This is a genomic window from Gimibacter soli, assembly GCF_028463845.1.
In the GTDB taxonomy this organism is placed as follows: domain Bacteria; phylum Pseudomonadota; class Alphaproteobacteria; order Sphingomonadales; family Kordiimonadaceae; genus Gimibacter; species Gimibacter soli.
The window spans coordinates 588,414-608,459 of the sequence record NZ_CP116805.1; the positions used below are offsets into that span (position 1 = coordinate 588,414).

Below are 20,046 nucleotides of genomic sequence, written 5' to 3' on the forward strand. Positions count from 1 at the left end.
TGATTGCGCGGCGGGGGGCTGGCAACTGAAACGGCCTCCCGTGCGCGACCCGCACGAAAAGAAGGCCCCATGTCCATGCGCGACCCCCGTTACGATATCCTGTTTGAACCCGTGAAGATCGGCCCGGTGACTGCAAAGAACCGTTTCTTCCAGGTGCCGCACTGCAATGGCATGGGCCACGGGATGCCGGAAAGCCATGCCGCGATGCGCGAGGTGAAGGCCGAAGGCGGCTGGGCGGTTGTCTCAACGGAAGAATGTGAAATCCATCCGTCTGGCGACGTCAGTCCCTATGTGGAAGCGCGGCTTTGGGACGATCACGATATCCCGGCGCTGAAACTGATGTGCGACAAGGTGCATGCCCACGGCGGCCTCGCCGCGGTGGAACTGACGCACAACGGCCCGACGGCCTCGAACCTTTTCAGCCGCGAAGTGCTGATCGCCCCGTCGCACCAGCCATCCAAATATGGCTACCCCGCACAGGCGCGCGGGATGGATATGGAAGATATCCGCAACTATCGCCGCTGGCACCGCGAGGCCGCCATTCGCGGCAAAAAGGCGGGCTTCGATATCATCTATGTCTATGCGGCGCACGACCTGTCGCTTGCCATGCATTTCCTGCAGAAACGCCGCAACCACCGGACGGACGAATATGGCGGCAGCCTCGAGAACCGCGCACGCCTTCTGAAAGAAGTGCTGATCGACACCAAGGAAGCGGTGGGCGACACCTGCGGGGTAGCGCTGCGCTTTGCGGTCGACGAGCTGATCGGTGCAGGTGGCATCACGGTTGAGGAAGCCAAGGATGTGGTCGCCATGGTCGCCGAGATCCCGGACCTCTGGGACGTCAATCTCGCTGCCTGGTACAATGATTCGATCCCGTCGCGCTTCGCACCCGAAGGCGCGCAGGAGCCTTTCATCAACTGGGTGAAAAGCCTGACGACGAAGCCCGTGGTGGGCGTGGGCCGTTTCACCTCGCCCGATACGATGGTCTCGCAAATCAGGCGCGGGGTGATCGACATGATCGGCGCGGCGCGGCCGTCGATTGCCGACCCCTTCCTGCCGAAAAAGATCGAGGATGGCCGGGTGGAGGACATCCGCGAATGTATCGGTTGCAATATCTGCGTATCGGGCGACATGACCATCACCCCGATCCGCTGCACGCAAAACCCCTCGATGGGCGAAGAATGGCGCAAGGGCTGGCACCCCGACCGCATCCGCAAGGCCGAATCCGATGCCCGTATCCTTGTGGTCGGCGCTGGCCCGGCAGGGCTTGAAGCTACCCGCGCGCTCGGGTCACGTGGCTATGAAGTGCATCTGGCTGAAGCCACCCGCGTGCTCGGCGGACGGGTCGACCGCGAAGCCAAGCTTCCGGGCCTTGCCGAATGGGGCCGGGTGCGCGACTGGCGCGTCGGCCAGATCGACAAGCTGACGAATGTTTCGGTGTACCGGGAATCGCCGCTGGCGGCCGATGATATCCTCGAGTTTGGCGCCTCGCATGTGGTGGTGGCAACCGGCAGCCGCTGGCGCGCCGATGCCTTCGGTCGCTCGGCCCATGCGCCGGTCATCAGCGAGGGCACACCGAATGTGCTGACACCCGACGACATCATGGACGGCGCTGCCCTCAAGGGCCATGTGGTCATCTATGATGACGACTATTTCTATATGGCAAGCGTGATGGCCGAAGTGGCGGCGAAGGCCGGCTGCAGCGTGACGCTCGTCACCAGCGACGATACGGTCGCCAGCTGGTCCTCGAACACGCTTGACTACCGGCACATCATGAAGCGGCTTCACAAGGTCGGCGTGAAGATGCTGCCGTCATTGTCGCTCACTGGCTGGGACGGGGCCAAGGCCGCGTTCGAGCATAGCTGGTCGGGCGCGGAAGAGGTTGTCTCGGGCGACATAATTATCCCCGTCACCATGCGCCTGCCGAACGACGGGCTCTATCTCGACCTCAAGGCCCGCGCGGCGGACTGGGCGGACGCAGGCATCGCATCCGTGAAAGTGATCGGCGACGCCGAAGCGCCGGGGCTGATCGCCCACGCCGTTTACGCCGGGCACCGCTACGCGCAGGAACTGGATGGGCCGGACCGCGGCGAGGTCAAGTTCCGCCGCCACCTGCATACGGCGGTGACGCCCTAGGCTTTCTCGGTCGCGAGCTTTTCGGGGGTGGCTGCCTTGGTGGTGGCTGCTTCCCGTCGTTCGCCCACCAGCTCGGCGCCCCAAGCCCTGAGCTTTTCAAAGCCCCAGAGGAAAGCAAGGACGCCAGCGAGCGCGAGCGCGATACCGCCGAGGCCGAGGGCAGCGCGTTCGGCCACGCAGGTCCAGACAAACTGGCCGACACAAAGGACCGCGACGAACAGGAGCGTTGGCTTGCGGCCGATCAGTTCCACAACAAACACGCCAAGCGGCGCGCCAAGGGCCACGACGGGGGCGGCTGCCAGCCAGTTTTCATAAACGCCGGGCTGGACGCCGGGCCCTATGGCCTTGACCGCGATGCCAAGGACGGACGTGAAGGCCATGATGACGACGGAGGTCGGGATCGCGATCTTCAGGTCAGCGCGGGTGAGGAGCACGAGGGCCGCATAGATCACCATGTCGATCCCAACGCCGGTGACGGCCGCCACGGTGGCGCCGGCACCAAGCCCGAGCTTGAGGCCGAGGCGGAAGTCCCAGCGTTCGTCAAATTCGGTCATGCCGCTATGGCCGGCAATTTCGTTGATCCGGTAGAGATGCAGGACGCCGAAGCTTGCCCAGACGACCGCGAAGATCACCTTGATCCAGAGCTCCGGGATGAAAGGCGCCACAAAGAAGATACCGAAGGGCGTGCCGATCAGGCTGCCGAGCATGGCGCCCTTGAGGAGGCTCCAGGCCAGCGGCTGGCGGCGGGCGAGGATGAAGATCGTCGCACTTGTCATACCGATGGACTGGACGGCGAAGCTGAAATCACGCCCGAGTGTTGCCGGCATGTCAAAGAAAAGGACAAGAACGGGGAAGCCGACGGTGCCGCCCCCCATGGGCGTCGAGCCCGCCACATAGCTGCCCATCGCCATCGCGGCGGCAATCGGCCAGTGCGCAACCGCGGCGGCCCAGCCGCCTAGGCCAAAGTTGAGCCAGGCCCAGGTGGAATAGAAGGCCGCAAGCCACAGGAACCAGACCCAGTAATATTTCTTGCGCGCCGGCAGCAAACTCATGACGTCCCCCTCAGTCGTCCGGCCCGCGCCCCGGGCCGCCCGCCACTTTCTGACGGGTATCCGGGGAGCGCCAGCAAGAAAATCTAACGGGCACCTTCATCCTTGTAGATCACGCCGCCTTTCATCACGGCCGATACATGCTCGACTTTCGACACATCGCTCATCAGGTCGCCTTCCACGGCAACCAGATCGGCATATTTGCCGGGGGCGATGGAACCCACCTCTTTTTCCCAGCCAAGAAGCTCGGCGGAAGACAAGGTGGCGGAGCGGATGGCCTGCATCGGGGTCATGCCATATTTGACCATATAGGCCATCTGGCGGCCATTCAGCCCGTGCGGATAAACGCCGCTGTCGGTGCCATAGGCGATTTTCACGCCGGCCTTCACCGCCTTGCGGAAGCCCTGGCGCTGGGCGTCGGTCGTGTCATCATTCTTGCGGAGCTGCTCTTCCGGCCAGCCCTCTTCGCGGCCGACGGTGGCGATATAGTCACCGTTATAGATGTCGGCGACGAGCCAGGTGCCGCGCTTGGCCATCATGGCGATGGCTTCGTCATCAATCAGCGAGCCGTGCTCGATGGAGCGCACACCGGCGCGAACCGCATTCTTGATGCCCTCGGCCCCGTGCGCGTGCGCGGTGACATAGACATCATAGTGTGCGGCTTCAACGACGGCGGCGCGCAGCTCTTCCTCGGAAAGCTCGACAGCGCCAACGGCGGTGCCGTTCGTGAGCACCGCGCCCGTTGCCAGCGTCTTGATGAAGGTGGCGCCGCGCTGAATCAGCGAGCGTACCTTCAGGCGTACTTCATCGGCATTCTTCACTTCGCCGAACTTCATGTCGGCCGGCACGCCCACATCCAGCGCCTGATCGGTGATCGCGCCCGAGCCGCCGGGCACGGTGACATAGGCGCCAACCACCGCCATACGCGGGCCGATGATATCGCCGCGGTCGATGGCGTCCCTCAGCGCCACATCATTGAAGGCGCGCCACGTGCCCACGTCGCGCACGGTGGTGAAGCCTGCCATCAGGGTTTCGCGGGCATTCTTCACGCCCACAAGCACCGCTTCAGCGGCCGATACCTCGAGGGGGGCAAGCGGATTGTTCGACTGGCCGCCATCCGCGATATGCGTGTGCATGTCCATGAGGCCGGGGATGACGGTGCGGCTGGACCAATCGAGCACGTTCGAGCGCTCGGCCGGGTCTTTCCAGTCGCTGACGGAAACGATGCGGTCACCGTCCACCACGATCATCTGGTCCTTCAGGACGCGGCCTTTTTCCACATCGACCATCTGGCCGGCGCGGATGATCAGCCGGTCTGCCATGGCGGCGGGTGCCACCAGCATCAGGCCCAGAAACAAACTCAGAAAACGACGCATCGCTGTCCCCCACATTCATTGAATTGGCGGCAGTCTAGGGACAGGGCGGCCACAAGGGCAACCCCCCAATCGGGCCGTGCGCGATGCGGACGCTGTGCGGCGCGCTCAGGCCTTGAGGCCGGCGAGCACGAGATCGGCGCTCGCCTTGTTGACGGCAAGCGGGATGTCGTTGAGCGCGGCGATGCGGATGAGCGCCTTGATATCCACATCGTGCGGGTGCGGTGACAGAGGGTCGATGAAGAAGACAAGCGCCGAAAGGCGTCCCTCGGCGATCATGGCGCCAAGCTGCTGGTCGCCGCCAAGTGGCCCGCTTTTAAGGGGGGTCACATCAAGCTCGGGGCAGGCCTCGCGGATGCGGCCGCCGGTGGTGCCGGTGGAAAAGATGCGGAACGAGCCTAGGATATTACGGTGCGCGGTGACCCACGCCACCATTGCCGCCTTCTTTTCGTCATGCGCCACAAGCCCGATCGCCGTCATCTATATCCTCCGGAAACTGCTGTCGGGGACGAGCCTAACGGGCGCCCGGATGATGGCAACAGAAAAGCTTTCGGGGTGTTTGACCCGGCGCAAATTTTCATCATTTTCACCCAAAATCCCGACACACGTAATGGCAGTATTGCTGCCTTTTCTCGGTTTTTTCGTCACAAAACAATTAATAAAAACATCATGTTACATTTTATTTTGCAAATTCATTTCATCCCGCATTGACCATGTTATATCGTAATGTTAGCGTTACCAAGTTGGTAACGTTACCAGCGTGCTTTTGAGACTCGGCGAGGGGCCGGGTTTCTATATAAGCTGACTGCTGATTGGGAGGGAATCATATGTCACGCACGTCACTCGCGCGGGCACTAAAGTGCTCCGCGTCTTATGCCGCCTGTATTGCTGCTTTCACGACCGCACCGGCCGCTTTTGCTGTCGATGCGGAAGACAATGCGCTTGAGGAGATCGTCGTCACCGGCGTGCGCGCCTCGCTCCAGCGTTCGATCGACCTGAAACGCCAGTCGAATGGCGTGGTCGACGGGATTTCTGCCGAAGACATCGGCAAGTTCCCCGATACGAACCTTGCCGAATCCATGCAACGTATCCCGGGTGTGTCAATTGACCGCGTCAACGGCGAAGGCTCGAAGGTTACGGTTCGCGGCTTCGGTCCCGGCTATAACCTTGTCACCCTGAACGGCCGCGCGCTGCCGACCGCATCGATTGAAACAATCGGTACCGACCAGAGCGGTGACTTCGCCACCGGCACCTCGCGGTCCTTCGATTTCTCGAACCTTGCATCCGAAGGTGTGAGCCGCCTTGAGGTTTACAAAACCTCGCGGGCGTCCGTCACGTCGGGTGGCCTTGGTGCCGCGATCAACGTGGTGACCCGCAAGCCGCTGGACGGCAACGATGGGGGTTTCACCGGCTCGATCGGCGGCAAAGCCGTTTATGACGAGGGTGACACCGAGGACTTCTCGCGCGTCACGCCGGAGCTTTCGGGTCTCCTGAATTGGGCGAATGACGAAGGCACCTTCGGTATCGGCCTCTTCGGCAGCTGGCAACGCCGCAATAACTCGGCAGCGTCGGTTACCGTCAACGACTGGAACACCGAATCGTTCGCCGATTTCTCGAACACCGGCCGTGGCCGCGTGAAAAGCGATGGCACAACGGTGATTGAAGGCGCCCCGAGCGACCCGAACCAGCTCGTGGCCTTCCCGAACGACACCCGCTTCCAGTATTCGGAGTTCAGCCGCGAACGCACGAACGGCCAGCTGACGCTGCAGTTCAAGCCGTCCGACACGCTGAATATCACGGCGGACGCCACCTATTATGAGAACAAGGCTGACGAACTGCGGACCGACCAGACCAACTGGCTGAACCGTCCGTTCGACAGGGTCACCTTCGATGGCAATCCGGATGTGGCAACCGCCATCTTCATCGATGACATCATCTCGGGCACCAAGGACGGCGGTTTCGAGCAGCAATATCGTGGCCTGAAGAACAAGCTGTTCTCCACCGGCCTCAATATCGAATACAAGCCGACCGAACGCCTGACACTGAAGCTTGATGGCCAGCATTCGAAGGCGCAGGCACTGCCGAACAACCCGCTCGGCCATTCCTCGACCCTTGTTGCTATCGCGACCAAGGATATCGCCGACCAGACCTTCGGCATCGTCAATGGCTTCCCGGTCCAGACCGTGACCGCCAACGACAATCCGGCCACCGGCGGCAATGGCAATGCCAACGGCCAGCGTGATGTTGCCGATCTCGGCAGCCAGGTCGCGCGCTCGATGACCTCGGCCCAGGTCCAGAAGACGGATGAAATCCGCCTTGATGGTTCGTGGGACATGGACAACGACAACCGCGTCGATTTCGGTGGTTCGTACCGCGACAGCCGCATGCACCAGACCCGTACCGAGACCTATCAGGCCCTCGGCGACTGGGGTGTGGCCAACGTGGGTGACATTGCCCAGTATGCCGGCGACCTTGTCACGCCCTTCTGCCTCGTCTGCGAATTCTCGCATTTCGATCCGATGGCAACCGGGGCGTCGCTTGTGGCCTTCCGGGGCGATGCGACCGAGCTTTACACCGCCCTTGGCAACCAGTATCCGGGCTTCGGCAATCTCAACGGCACGTCGGACAACCGCGTGAACGAGAAAATCTGGGCGGCTTATGCTCAGGTTGACCTCAATGCCGAACTTCTGAACCGTCCGGTCAATGTGGTTGCCGGTGTTCGCTACGAACACACCAAGACCAACTCGGTGTCGGTGATCACGCCGCCGGCTGGCCTTGTCTGGTATTCGAACAACGACTTCATCCGCGAGCTCGCCAGCGGCAGCATCGATTATGAAGTATCGAATAGCTACAACCATATCCTGCCGGCCCTCGATATCTCGGTGGACCTGACGGATGACATCATCGGTCGTGTTTCTTGGGGCCGCACCATCGCGCGTCCGAGCTTCGGGGACCTGTTCTCGACCGTTGATATCGGCAACAACAACCCGAACCGCCCGACTTTCCTTGGCGGTACGCCGAATGCCACCGCGGGTAACCCCGAACTGGTGCCGCTTGTCTCGGACAATTTCGACGTTTCGTTCGAATGGTATTATGCCGACTCGAGCTTCCTGTCGGTCGGCTTCTTCGACAAGCGCGTGAAGAACTTCGTTGGCCGCGGCCAGGATACGCAGACGCTCTTCGACCTGCGTGACCCCGGTTCAGGCGCTGCCGGTACGCGTTCGGGGGCGGCGGTTGCCTTCCTGAACTCGATCGGCGCCGACCTTTCGGACGATAACCTCTTCACCATGACCGCGCTCATCGACACCATGAGCATGGATCAGGCGCAAGCCACCTTCCTTGCCAACTATTCGAATGGCGGCCTCGGTCAGGCCTTCATCGATCAGGTGGCGGCGAATGTGGACATCGATGCCAATTCGTCCGATCCCTTCTATCAGTTCCGGGTGCAGAAGCCGGTGAACAACGAAGAAGGGCATATCTGGGGCTGGGAAATCGCCGGTCAACATTTCTTCGGCGATACGGGCTTCGGTGTTTCGGGTGCTTATACGATCGTGGAAGGCGATATCGGCTATGATATCACCGCCCCGACGAACGCCGACCAGTTCGCGCTCCTCGGTCTTTCCGATACCGCGAACGCAACGCTGATCTTCGAGAAATACGGTTTCTCGGCACGTCTGGCCTACAACTGGCGTGGTACGTTCCTCAACAACAACAGCCGCGGCAGCTCCCGCGCGCCGGTGTTCGTGAAGTCGTACGATCAGCTTGATGTGAGCCTGAGCTACGATGTCACCGAAGATCTTTCGATCACCTTCGAAGGCATCAACCTCACCAAATCGAACGTGAAGACGTTTGCCCGCACCGAGAACCAGCCCTGGTTCATCGTGGAAGGCAATCGCCGGTTCCTCCTCGGGGCCCGTTACAAGTTCTGATTTTGGCTCCCGTTTCCCTCGAGCGAACAGAGGTCGCGCCCCCGGGCGCGGCCTCTCCCTTCTCGGGGCCGACCAAATCTGCTAAGGGCAGACGGGAGAGGGGAAAAACTCAATGACAACTGCGCGACTGGACAATGTAAACCACAGTAATATCAAGGTCCTGACCGGCCACGGTGCTGCCTTTGGCGAGGCGGTCAACCAGGTGGCGGTATTCGCCAGCGAATTTGCGGATGTGCAACGCGACTATCCGATCCTGTTCCGCCGGGACGAACAGAATATGCTGCAGGCGCTTGCCATCCTTGGCCTCGGGCGCGACGAAAATCTCTATCTCGATGGTGACCGCTGGGACGCCTTCTATATTCCCGCCCTGATGCGGCGGGGGCCTTTCATGATCGGTTTCGCCGATGGCGGCGAGCCGGTGATCCATGTGGATCTCGATCATCCGCGCATTGTGGAAGACGGCAGCAAGGGCGAACCCCTGTTCCTGCCCCAGGGCGGTCATGCACCGGCCCTTGAAGCGGCGGTCGATGCCCTGCGCACCATCCATATCGGCGTCGAGGCAGCCAATGCGCTGACGACGCTTTTCACCGAAATGAAACTCGCCGAGCCCGTGCAGCTGCAGGTCAGCGTTTCGGATACAGAAGTTGTCGATTTCGAAGGCTATCTTGCCGTGACGCCCGAAAAGATTGCGTCGCTTGATGGCGCTGCGCTCGAGCGGCTGAACAAGGCCGGCCTTCTGGAAGTTGCGGTCTTTGCCGCCGCGTCGCTCACCAACATGAGCCGCCTGATCGCTTACCGCCAGCGGAGAAGTGCCTGATGACCGACGCTTCCCCGCTTGGCACGCTCGCCAGGGTCGCCACGCGCGACGGGCCGCTCCCGACGGGGGCTGCTTGGGAAGCATTGATCGCTGAGGGCCGCCCTGTTCTTTTCAAGGGGGCGGCGAACGACTGGGCGCTGGTGAAAGCGGGCAAAGGCTCCGCCACTGAGGCCGCCGAAAAGCTGAAGGCATGGCATTCGGGCGACCCGGTCGTTGTTTATCGCGGCGCGCCCGAAATCGGCGGGCGCTTCTTCTACACCGATGCCGTCGACGGCTTCAATTTCAAGGCAACGCGCGAGCCGCTGGCGCCGGTGCTGGATGAAATCCTTGGCACAAAGGATGATGCCGGGGCGGGGTCCGTGTATATCGGCTCCACCGACGCGAGTGCCTATTTCCCCGGTTTCAGGGCGGAAAACCCGTTTGATCTGGCCGCACTTCATCCGATGCTCACGGCCTATCCGGGCCTCGCGAGCCTCTGGATCGGCAACCGGACAACCGCCGCCTGTCACTATGACTATAGCCACAATATCGCGGTTGCCGCCGTTGGCCGGCGGCGCTTCACCCTGTTTCCGCCGGATCAGGCCGCGAACCTTTATCCCGGCCCGCTGGAGCCTACGCCGGGCGGGCAGGTGGTCAGCATGGTCGATTTCACGAAGCCCGACCTCGTCCGTTTCCCGCGCTTCGCCGAAGCCCTGAAGGCAGGTGAAGTGGCCGATATGGAAGCTGGTGATGTGCTCGTTTACCCTGCCATGTGGTGGCACAATGTGGAGGCGCTTGATGCCTTCAATGTGCTTGTGAACTATTGGTGGAACGCGGTGCCCGCCTATATCGACAGTCCGCAGGTGACGCTTCTGCACGCGCTTCTGAGCCTTCGGGACAGGCCGGCAGACGAGAAGGCCGCCTGGAAAGGCCTCTTTGACTATTATGTCTTCGGGGATGCCGCACACCCCCGCGCCCATCTGCCCGATGGTGCACAGGGGCCGCTTGCCCCCATCGATGACATGACGGCCCGGCGCCTCCGTGCCCTGATCATGAGGAAATTGCAGCGATGAGCGATAACCCTATCCGCGTCGTGGTTGCCGGCGGCGGCACCGCCGGCTGGATCGCCGCCACTGCCATTGCCCGCATGCTGGGGCAGCTGGTGCAGGTGACGCTGGTTGAAAGCGAGGCCATCGGCACGGTAGGCGTGGGCGAGGCAACCATCCCCACGGCCCGCACCTTCCACGAATTCCTGAAGATCGACGAGCAATCCTTCCTGAAGGCGACGCAGGCGACCATCAAGCTTGGCATCGCGTTTGAAAATTGGGCGCGGGTCGGTGACCGCTATATCCACTCGTTCGGTAGCGCACCCCTCAGTACATGGATGGCGGATTTCCAGCATTTCTGGCTGCAAGGCCGCGCCGAAGGGCACGCCGGGCCACTTGGTGACTATTATCCCGAATATAAAGCGGCGGAAGCAGGGCGCTTCACACGGGGCGGCGAGGCGCCGCTCAATTATGCCTACCATCTGGACGCCGGGCTTTACGCCAAATTCCTGCGCCGAATCGGTGAAAATGACGGCGTGAAGCGCGTCGAGGGCAAGATCGCCCGGGTGGAGCAGAACGCTGAGACCGGCGATATCGCGGCCCTTCATCTGGAAGGCGACATCTGCATCGAAGGCGACCTTTTCATCGATTGCACCGGCTTCCGCGGCCTTCTGATCGAGGAAACGCTGAAAACGGGCTACGAGGACTGGAGCCGCTGGCTGCCGACGAATGCGGCCCTTGCGGTGCAAACCGAAGCCGTGGCCGAGCCCATCCCCTATACCCGTTCGATCGCGCATGAGGCGGGCTGGCAGTGGCGCATTCCGCTGCAGCACCGGGTAGGTAACGGCATCGTCTTTTCGACCGACCATATGGAGGTGGATGCAGCGCGCGAGAAGCTCCTGTCCACGGTTGAAGGCAAGCCGCTCATCGAGCCGCGCCTCATCCGCTACAAGGCCGGCAAGCGCCGCCAGATGTGGGTGAAAAACTGCCTGTCGCTGGGGCTTTCGTCGGGGTTTGTCGAACCCCTCGAATCCACCAGCATCCATCTTTTCATGATCGGCGTGACGCGCCTGTTGCAGCAGTTCCCGTTCGGCGGCATCACGCCCGAAGTGCGCGAACGCTATAACCGTATGGCGGATAACGAACTGATCCGCGTGCGGGATTTCATCATCCTGCACTACAAGCTCACTGAACGCGACGACAGCCCCTTCTGGCGCTATTGCCGCGACATGAGCATCCCCGAAAGCCTTGCAGAGCGGATCGCGCTTTTCCGCGAAACCGCGCAAGCCTGGCAGGCGCCCGATGACCTGTTCCGGGTCGATAGCTGGCTGCAGGTGATGATCGGCCAGCGGCTGGAGCCGAAAAGCTGGCACAAGCAGGCGCTGCTGATGTCGCCCGGCCGGCTGCAGCAGACCCTTGCGACGATGCGCGAGCGTGTGGCGGCAACGGTTGCGGGGCTGCCGACCCATCAGCAGTTTATCGACAGCTATTGCCGCGCCGACGCCTGAGGCCCGCTGCGAGCTTCCACGCAAGCGTCATGCTTGCAGGCGGCGCTGCCCTCCGCTTACCATCCGGACCGGAAGGGGAATTCCGGATGGGAAAACGGACGGCCATGGCGTTTGTCGGCGCTGCCCTGTGGCTTGCAGGCGCATGGGGTGCGCTCGCGGGCGACGAGGTCTGCCGCACCTGCCATCAGGCCGAACATGCTGCTTGGTCCTTGTCCGATCATGCCCGCGCCATGGCGGCGGCGAGCGAGGCGAGCGTCCTTGGCGACTTTTCCGGAGTGACCGTCAGCCACCATGGCGCCAGCGCCACGTTCCGCCGAAGCGGCGACGGGTTCGAGGTTTCAATCAGCGAAGGCGGGGATGCCGAAACCTACCCGGTCGCCTACACCTTCGGTCATGCCCCCTTGCAGCAGTATCTGGTGGAAACGGAACGCGGCAAATATCAGGTGCTGCCCTTCGCATGGGATAGCCGGCCGGCGGCTGATGGCGGCCAGCACTGGTTCCCGAATTATCCGGCGGAAAATGTTGTGCCGGGCGACAGATTGCACTGGAAGGCGCCGCTGCAGAACTGGAACGGCATGTGCGCCGACTGCCATTCCACCGGCCTCACGCGCCGGTATGATCCTTCGGCTGACCGGTTCGCCACGCACTATGACAGCGTCAATGTTTCCTGCTCTTCGTGCCACGCCGGTGCCGCGCGCCACGCCGAAGCCCGCCTGAAGGGCGGCGCGGAGGACGGCTGGAAAGACGATCTGATGGCGTACCTGCGCCAGGATGGCGGCTTTGTGCGGGCGGAAGGCGAGGCGACGGCGCATTGGTCGGGCAAGGCGCCCCGCCTGCGGCCCGAGATCGAGGTTTGCGCCAGCTGCCACAGCCTGCGTGCGCCGCTCACCGACGGGATCGATCCGGGGGAAAAGTTCCTCGATCAGTTCCTGCCGTCGCTTCTCGATGATCCGCTTTATTTCCCGGACGGGCAAATCAGGGAGGAGGTCTATGTCTGGGGCTCGTTCTTGCAAAGCCGGATGTACGGGGCGGGTGTCAGCTGCCTTGATTGCCACGACAGCCACAGCATGAAGCTGAAAGTGCAGGGGAATGGCCTGTGTACCCAGTGTCATGCCAGCGATATATTCGACACACCGGACCATCATCACCACACACCCACCGCCAAAGGCAGCCAGTGTGTAGACTGCCACATGCCGGCGCGCACCTATATGGTGGTGGACCCGCGCCGCGACCACAGCTTCAAGGTGCCGCGCCCCGATATGGCAGCGCGCACCGGCAGCCCCGACCCCTGCACGACCTGCCATCTGGACAGGAAACCCGCTTGGGCGGCCGAGGTGATCGCCCGCTGGTTCCCTGAACGCACACCACGGGACAGTTACGCCGTCACCATCCATCAGGCGCGGCAGGGCGACCCGGCGGCGCGCGAAGGCCTCGCCCGGCTGATCGGCGACGACAACCAGCCTGAAATCGTGCGGGCAACCGCCTTGTCCCTTGTGCCGCAGGTGGCCGACCCCGCGCTGGTGCGGCTCGCCATCGGGGCGCTATCGGGCGACAAGCCCTTGATGCGCATCGGCGCGGTCCGCGGGCTTGCCATGCTGCCGGTCGCTGACCGTCAGCCCTATGTTGCCCCGCTCCTTGATGATCCCCTTCGCGCCATCAGGGTTGAAGCTGCCCGCAGTCTTCTGGATGCGCCGGAGATCGATCTCACCCGTCGGGCTTTGACCGAGCTGATGGCAGCAGATGAGGGCAGCAGCTGGCGGGGCGAAGGTCGGGTCAATCTCGCCCGTCATTATCTTGTGCGGCACGACTATGATGTGATGGAGGCCGAATACCGGCAGGCCCTGACTATCGACCCCGGATTTGCGCCCGCCCGCATCAATCTCGCTGAATTCATGCGCCAGACAGGGCGGCAGGGTGAAAGCCATGCGCTTCTTGTGGCAGCCGCCGGAGGCCCCGGCCCTGTGGACCCGGAAATCCGCCATGCCCTCGGCCTTTCCTTCGTGCGACAGGGCAACCTTGCAACGGCGCTTGGGCATCTGAAGGCAGCGACGGACGCCGCGCCCCGGAACGCGCGCTATGCCTATGTCTATCTTGTGGCGCTGAACAGCAGCGGTGCGACGGTCCTCGGCCAGTTGAAAGAAGCCATCGCCGCGCATCCCTATGATGAAAATCTCCTGCGGTTCGGCCTGTCAGCGGCAATGAAGGCGGGTGACAAGGCATACGCCCGCGATATGACCGACCGGCTTCGTGTGATCAATCCGGCGGGGTCGCAAAGGCCTTGACTCTTGGTTCTGTAAAATAGAACATAACAAGAACAAAAACACCCGAGTCACGACAGATGAGACCAAGAGGCGGATCATGCCGCTCGATTTCGCACAGAATGATAATCCGGCCTTTTCCGCACGGCGGGAGGGGCTTCGGCACCTGATCCGGCAGATCGAGGGCGGGGAGGCGGAGACCGATCCGTCCTCCGCCCGGCTGGATGAGGTGAGGCCCGAACGGCTGGCCGATATCGCCGCCGCCAGCCTCTGGGCGTTGGCCCCCCATATTGCAGGCGAAAAGCCTATCCTGTGGGTGGGCGAATATCACCGGATCATGGATGAAGGCCTGCCTTACGGCCCCGGCCTGCAGCAGGCGGGGGTAGCACCTGACCGTTTCATCCTTGTGCGGGCGCGGCGGGCCATCGATGCCCTCTGGGCGATGGAGGAAGGCCTGCGCTCGGGCGCTGTCGGGCTTGTGGTGGGCGAGGTCGCGGACATGGATCTGACCGCCAGCCGCCGCCTTTCGCTGGCAGCGCGCGAATCGGGGGTGCCTTGCATGGTCCTTGGCCCGGCGGGCGGGGCCGGGGCGCCCGCTGCTTTCAGCCGGGTGCTGGTTTCCGCCGCCGCGCGCGATAGGGATGATGACCTGCAGCCGTATCTCGCCGCCCGGCTTGAAAAGCATCGCGGCGGCGAGCCGCCTGCCACCTCTTTCATGGAATGGAACGATGCGACGCATTCTTTCGCTATGGTTGCCCCATTGGCCGGTGGAACGCTGGCGGCGTCAGGGCGGCATCTCGCCAGCGCCTGACAGGCCGCTTGTTTTCTATGAACAGGCCGGTAACCGCCAGCTTCTGACCGCCGTTGACGAAACGGCGGGCGCCATGGGGCTGCGCATCGGCCAGCCGCTGGCGGACGCGCGGGCCATTGTGCCTGATATCGCCGTGCTGCCTGCCGACCGGCAAGCCGACGCTGAAGCGCTTGTCCGGCTTGCCCGCTGGCTCGTGCGGATGAGCCCGATCACCGCGACCGATGGCGACGAAGGCCTGCTTGTGGATACCACCGGCACCGATCACCTGATGGGCGGTGAGGCCTCAATGCTTGAAACCGTCACCGGCTGGCTCGCGGGGCTTGGTATCAGTGCCCGCGTCGCACTGGCGCCAACACGCGGGGCGGCCTGGGCACTGGCGCGCTACGGCGCGAACGGTGCGGTCGCCATACCCGAAACGCTGGCGGCCCTGCTTGCCCCCCTGCCGGTCGCTGCCCTCCGGCTGGACGGCGGCACCATTCTCCTGTTGCAGCGACTGGGGCTCAAAACAGTGGGCGATCTCGCGGGCCTGCCGCGCACCGGCATCGCCCGTCGCTTCCGGGGCGCTGAAGCCCGGCAGGTGAGTGATCTTCTGGACCGGCTGGACCGGGTGACGGGCCGCAAGCCCGATCCCCTTGGCGCCCTTGTCCCCTTGCCGGACTGGCGGGTGCGCCGCGCCTTCATGGAACCGCTGATGACCCCCGAAGGGCTGATGGCGGTGGCAACTTCACTGGTGGCGGACTTGGGCCACGCGCTTGAAACAGCGGGACAGGGCCTCAGGCGGTTGCGGCTGCTGGCCTTCGGGACAGATGGCAGCCTGCAGGTGGCAGCCATCGGCACCAGCCGGGCAAGCCGCGACGCGGCCCACCTGATGCGGCTCCTGCGGGAAAAGATACCGGAGATTGACCCCGGCTTCGGGATCGATCTCCTGCTGATGGAAGCGCACGACTGCATTCCCCTCGCGGAACGCCAGATGGCCGCGGGGCACGAGGAACGCACCACCGAAGCGCTTGACCGGCTCATGGACCGGCTCGGCACCCGGCTCGGGCAGGGCAGTGTGGCGCGGCTTCGTCACCGCGAAAGCCATTTGCCGGAACGTGCCCAGACGCTCGCCGCCCCCGCCACCGATGACCTTGGCTGGGACCGGCTGCCCGCTGGCCTGCCGCCGCGCCCCTTGCGGCTGCTCGCTCGCCCCGAACCCATCGAGGTGATGGCCGAAGTGCCCGAAGGCCCGCCTCTCACCTTCCGCTGGCGGCGGGTGGCGTGGCGGGTGGCGCGCGCCGAGGGGCCGGAACGCCTGTCGAGCGAATGGTGGCGGCACGACGCCCCGAAAAGCCGGGACTATTACCGGGTGGAGGTTACCGCCGGGCCGCGTTTCTGGCTGTTCCGTCACGGGCTATACGGCGTCCCCGGCGTGCGCCACGCCGAGGAAGGCGCCCCCGCCTGGTATCTGCACGGCTTCTTTGCCTGAAAGGATCGCGCATGGCCGATTATGCCGAACTTCAGGTGACAAGCGCCTTCAGCTTCATGCGCGGGGCCTCGCATCCGGACGAGCTTGTCCTGATGGCGAAGGCGCTGGGCCTGAAGGCGCTGGCGCTGGTTGACCGGAACTCGGTGGCCGGGCTTGTCCGGGCGCACAAGGCCGCGAAAATGTGCGGGATGCCTTTCATCCCCGGTTGCCGGCTCGATCTGATGGATGCGCCGTCGCTTCTTGTCTGGCCGACCGACCGGGCGGCGTGGGGGCGGCTCACCGCCCTTCTCACCCTTGGCAACCGGCGGGCGGAAAAGGGCGAATGTCACCTCACACTGGATGATGTGGCGGCGCATGCCGCGGGCCTGCACTTTGCCATGGTGCCGGAAGTGGGCACCGATATCGTCAGCGCCCTCCGCACGGCGCGAGAGAGGCTGGATATGGCCCCGGCCCTTGCCGTCAGCCCGCAGTATGACGGGCGGGACAGGCGTCGGTTCGCCCGCATGGCGGCGCTGGCGCGGGAAGCCGGGGCATCGCTCCTCGCGACCGGCGACGTGCGCTATCATATCCCTGAGCGGCGCCCGCTTCTCGATATCCTCACCTGCGTGCGCGAGCATGTGACCATCGATACGGCAGGTTACCGGCTGGCCCCGAATGCCGAGCGCTTCCTGCGGCCGGGGTTCGAGATGGCCCGGCTGTTTGAGGGTCACCCCGAAGCCTTGCGTACGGGGCTCGAGATTGCCGAGGCCTGCACCTTCTCGCTTGATGAACTGCGCTACAATTATCCGAACGAACCGGTGCCACCGGGGATGACGGCGCAGGCCCAGCTTGAAACGCTTGCCCGCGCGGGGATCGAGTGGCGCTATCCGGGGGGCGTGCCGCCAGCGGTGCAGGCCACGCTCGAACATGAACTTGCGCTGATCGGTCGGCTCGGCTTCGCCGCTTATTTCCTGACGGTGCACGATATCGTCGCCTATGCGCGGTCGCAGCATATCCTTTGCCAGGGCCGGGGGTCGGCGGCCAATTCGGTCGTCTGTTATGCGCTGCGGGTGACGGATGTGGACCCGACACAGGTGGACCTGCTGTTCGAACGTTTCATTTCGGAAGAGCGGGGCGAGCCCCCAGATATCGATGTGGATTTCGAGCATGAGCGGCGCGAAGAGGTGATCCAGTATATCTATGCCCGTTATGGCCGGCACCGGGCCGCCCTTGCCGCCACGCTCATCACATGGCGGGCGCGCTCGGCCATTCGCGAGGTCGGCAAGGCGATGGGCCTGTCGGAGGACACGGTCGCCGGGCTTGCCGGCACTGTCTGGGGCTCTTACGGCCGTGAAATCCCGGATGAGCAGGTGGTGGAAGCGGGTTTTGACCCCTCGGATGCGCGGCTCCGGCAGACGCTTGATCTGGCGCATGAGCTGATGGGTTTTCCCCGCCATCTCAGCCAGCATGTCGGCGGTTTCGTGCTGACCGAAGATCCGCTCGACCGGCTTGTCCCCATCCAGAATGCGGCGATGGCGGACCGTACCGTGATCGAATGGGACAAGGACGATATCGATGCCCTTGGCATCCTGAAGGTGGATGTGCTGGCGCTTGGCATGCTGTCGTGCCTGAGGCGCGGGTTTGCCTTCCTGAAGGAGGCGAAAGGGCTGACGGCGACCCTCGCCACCCTACCGAAGGACGACATGGCCACGTACGATATGCTCTGCAAGGCCGACAGTATCGGGGTCTTTCAGGTGGAAAGCCGGGCGCAGATGTCGATGCTGCCGCGCCTTCGCCCGCGCAAGTTCTATGACCTTGTCGTGCAGGTGGCGATCGTGCGGCCGGGCCCCATCCAAGGCGGGATGGTGAACCCCTATCTGCGCCGCCGTATGGGGCGCGAGACCGTCGATTATCCGTCACCCGCGCCCGAGCATGGCCTGCCCGACGAGCTGCGCCATGTGCTTTCCAAAACCATGGGGGTGCCGCTTTTTCAGGAGCAGGCAATGAAGATCGCCATCGTGGCGGCAGGCTTCACGCCGGGCGAGGCCGACGGCCTGCGCCGTGCCATGGCGACCTTCAAGAACAGCGGCACGGTCGGCAATTTCCGCGAACGCTTCACAAGCGGCATGACGCGCCGGGGCTATACCCCGGATTTCGCGGATCGCTGCTTCAAGCAGATCGAAGGCTTTGCCGATTATGGCTTCCCCGAAAGCCATGCGGCGAGTTTCGCGTTGCTGGCTTATGCTTCCGCCTGGATGAAATGCCATCACCCCGATGTCTTCGCCGCCGCCCTTCTGAACAGCCAGCCGATGGGTTTCTATGCCGCCGCGCAGATCGTGCGCGATGCGGTGGACCACGGCGTGGCGGTGCGTGCTGCGGACGTGAACCTGAGCGACTGGGATTCGACCCTTGAAGCAGCACCCGGCAACCGCCACGGCCATGCCGTGCGGCTTGGCCTGCGCCAGATTACGGGGTTCCGGGAGGATGCTGCGGACCGGATCATGGCGGCGCGCCGCCAACCGTTCCACGATCTTGCCGACCTGCAGGCCCGCGCCCGGCTCACTGTGGCCGAGATTGAAAAACTGGCCGAGGCCGATGCTTGCCGCTCCATGGGGCTTGATCGCCGTGCCGCGCTTTGGGCGGTGCGGGGGCTGTCGGACGCGCCGGACCTGCCGCTTTTCCGTCATGCCGAAACCTCGGCCGAAGGGGCGGAGGAAGCGGCCATCCTGCCCGTGATGCCGGTCGCCGAGCATGTGGTCGCGGATTATCAGACCCTGCGCCTGTCGTTGAAGGCGCATCCCCTGTCCTTCCTGCGGCCGCGCCTGCAGGAACGCGGCGTGATGACCGCCATGGAGGTACGGTCCTTGCGCGACGGGGCGCCGGTCACGGTCGCCGGGCTCGTGCTGGTGCGGCAGCGGCCGGGTACGGCGAAGGGGGTCATTTTCGTCACGCTTGAGGACGAGACAGGCATCGTCAATGTTGTCGTCTGGGCCAAGGTGTTCGAGGCCCAGCGGCGCGCGCTGATGGGCAGCCGCCTGATGGTCGTGAAAGGCAGGGTGCAGTTCGCGGACGATGTGCTGCATGTGGTGGCGGAGCATCTGAGTGATGCTTCAGCCGATCTCTTGACCCTCTCTGACGGGACTTTCGACCTGCCGGCACCAGCGGCAGATGAAGCCCGTACCGGACGCGGCGACGATCCGCGCCTGCCGCGCTTCCGCCCCGCCGGCCATCCGCGTGCCGTGCGCGATCTGGTACCCCAGAGCCGGGATTTTCACTGATGAGTACAGGCCCAGTTCATTGCTTCTTCAGCGGTCGAACATATCCGGGTCTCCCAGCTGGGGACTTCCAGCCAGTCCAGATAGGACTGGGCGGCTTCAAGGACATCCGGTCGTGTCGCGACAATGGCAACCCTCATGGACATGTTCGGTTCAGACTTCGCCGCCACGGTATCGATACGTGCCATGGCCAGGCCGTCAGAAGGATCGACAAGGAAGCCCTCGATACCGCTGAAATCAATGATCTGGAACCTGAACTTCGGCCAGTTCTCATGGCCCCATGCTGTTGCATTGGTATCAAGCAGATCCCGGAAGGTAACGGTGCCGCTGAAGTTCCAGATTATGCCGCTTTCGCGAAAATCGGTTGTGAAGGGCATCGGATGGCTCTGAATAAGATGAATGTCGCAAAGCTTAGGTC

At 63.5% G+C, this 20,046-nt stretch carries 13 protein-coding genes; 9 read left to right on the top strand and 4 right to left on the bottom strand.

All coding sequences use genetic code 11. The features are described 5' to 3' along the window. Nucleotides 1-75: 75 nt before the first annotated feature. Nucleotides 76-2,136, top strand: coding sequence for an oxidoreductase (locus PH603_RS02775; RefSeq protein ID WP_289504402.1), 2,061 nt, complete (start codon nt 76-78; stop codon nt 2,134-2,136). Here the strand turns inward: PH603_RS02775 and PH603_RS02780 are convergent. The 3 genes from PH603_RS02780 to PH603_RS02790 form a co-directional block, all read right to left on the bottom strand. Further along, entirely contained in the window at nt 2,133-3,188 is a 1,056-nt protein-coding gene (locus PH603_RS02780) for a sulfite exporter TauE/SafE family protein (RefSeq protein WP_289504403.1), read from the bottom strand. The two genes, PH603_RS02775 and PH603_RS02780, sit on opposite strands and share 4 nt — an antisense overlap. Nucleotides 3,189-3,271: 83 nt before the next feature. Beyond that, complete coding sequence (locus tag PH603_RS02785; RefSeq protein WP_289504404.1) at nt 3,272-4,561, bottom strand: Xaa-Pro dipeptidase; 1,290 nt, start codon at nt 4,559-4,561, stop codon at nt 3,272-3,274. A 105-nt stretch (nt 4,562-4,666) separates the two neighbouring features. Beyond that, a complete protein-coding gene (locus PH603_RS02790) occupies nt 4,667-5,038 on the bottom strand; it encodes a methylglyoxal synthase (RefSeq protein WP_289504405.1) in 372 nt (123 codons plus the stop codon). Nucleotides 5,039-5,385: 347 nt separating this feature from the next. On the opposite strand from PH603_RS02790, the gene PH603_RS02795 reads away from it, so the two are divergent. From PH603_RS02795 to PH603_RS02830, 8 genes are all read left to right on the top strand, one after another. Then, complete coding sequence (locus tag PH603_RS02795; protein WP_289504406.1) at nt 5,386-8,487, top strand: TonB-dependent receptor; 3,102 nt, start codon at nt 5,386-5,388, stop codon at nt 8,485-8,487. A 112-nt stretch (nt 8,488-8,599) separates the two neighbouring features. Continuing rightward, on the top strand, nt 8,600-9,304 hold the full coding sequence (locus tag PH603_RS02800; protein WP_289504407.1) for a SapC family protein: 705 nt from the start codon (nt 8,600-8,602) through the stop codon (nt 9,302-9,304). After that, a complete protein-coding gene (locus tag PH603_RS02805) occupies nt 9,304-10,356 on the top strand; it encodes a cupin-like domain-containing protein (RefSeq protein WP_289504408.1) in 1,053 nt (350 codons plus the stop codon). The genes PH603_RS02800 and PH603_RS02805 overlap by 1 nt, the downstream gene beginning before the upstream one ends. Then, the gene (locus PH603_RS02810; RefSeq protein WP_289504409.1) at nt 10,353-11,837 is read left to right on the top strand and encodes a tryptophan halogenase family protein; all 1,485 of its coding nucleotides are present in this window, start codon (nt 10,353-10,355) and stop codon (nt 11,835-11,837) included. Before PH603_RS02805 ends, PH603_RS02810 begins: the two co-directional genes overlap by 4 nt. A gap of 86 nt (nt 11,838-11,923) precedes the next feature. Continuing rightward, entirely contained in the window at nt 11,924-14,119 is a 2,196-nt protein-coding gene (locus PH603_RS02815) for a cytochrome c3 family protein (RefSeq protein ID WP_289504410.1), read from the top strand. 76 nt (nt 14,120-14,195) lie between these two features. Then, nucleotides 14,196-14,906 (top strand): ImuA family protein, encoded by a 711-nt coding sequence (locus PH603_RS02820; RefSeq protein WP_289504411.1) that lies wholly within the window; start codon nt 14,196-14,198, stop codon nt 14,904-14,906. After that, the gene (locus PH603_RS02825; RefSeq protein WP_289504412.1) at nt 14,824-16,374 is read left to right on the top strand and encodes a Y-family DNA polymerase; all 1,551 of its coding nucleotides are present in this window, start codon (nt 14,824-14,826) and stop codon (nt 16,372-16,374) included. The genes PH603_RS02820 and PH603_RS02825 overlap by 83 nt, the downstream gene beginning before the upstream one ends. A gap of 11 nt (nt 16,375-16,385) precedes the next feature. Next, nucleotides 16,386-19,631, top strand: a complete 3,246-nt coding sequence (locus PH603_RS02830) for an error-prone DNA polymerase (protein WP_289504413.1) — start codon at nt 16,386-16,388, stop codon at nt 19,629-19,631. Here PH603_RS02830 and PH603_RS02835 read toward each other — a convergent pair. Next, nucleotides 19,625-20,005, bottom strand: a complete 381-nt coding sequence (locus PH603_RS02835; protein WP_289504414.1) for a hypothetical protein — start codon at nt 20,003-20,005, stop codon at nt 19,625-19,627. The two genes, PH603_RS02830 and PH603_RS02835, sit on opposite strands and share 7 nt — an antisense overlap. Nucleotides 20,006-20,046: the final 41 nt, after the last annotated feature.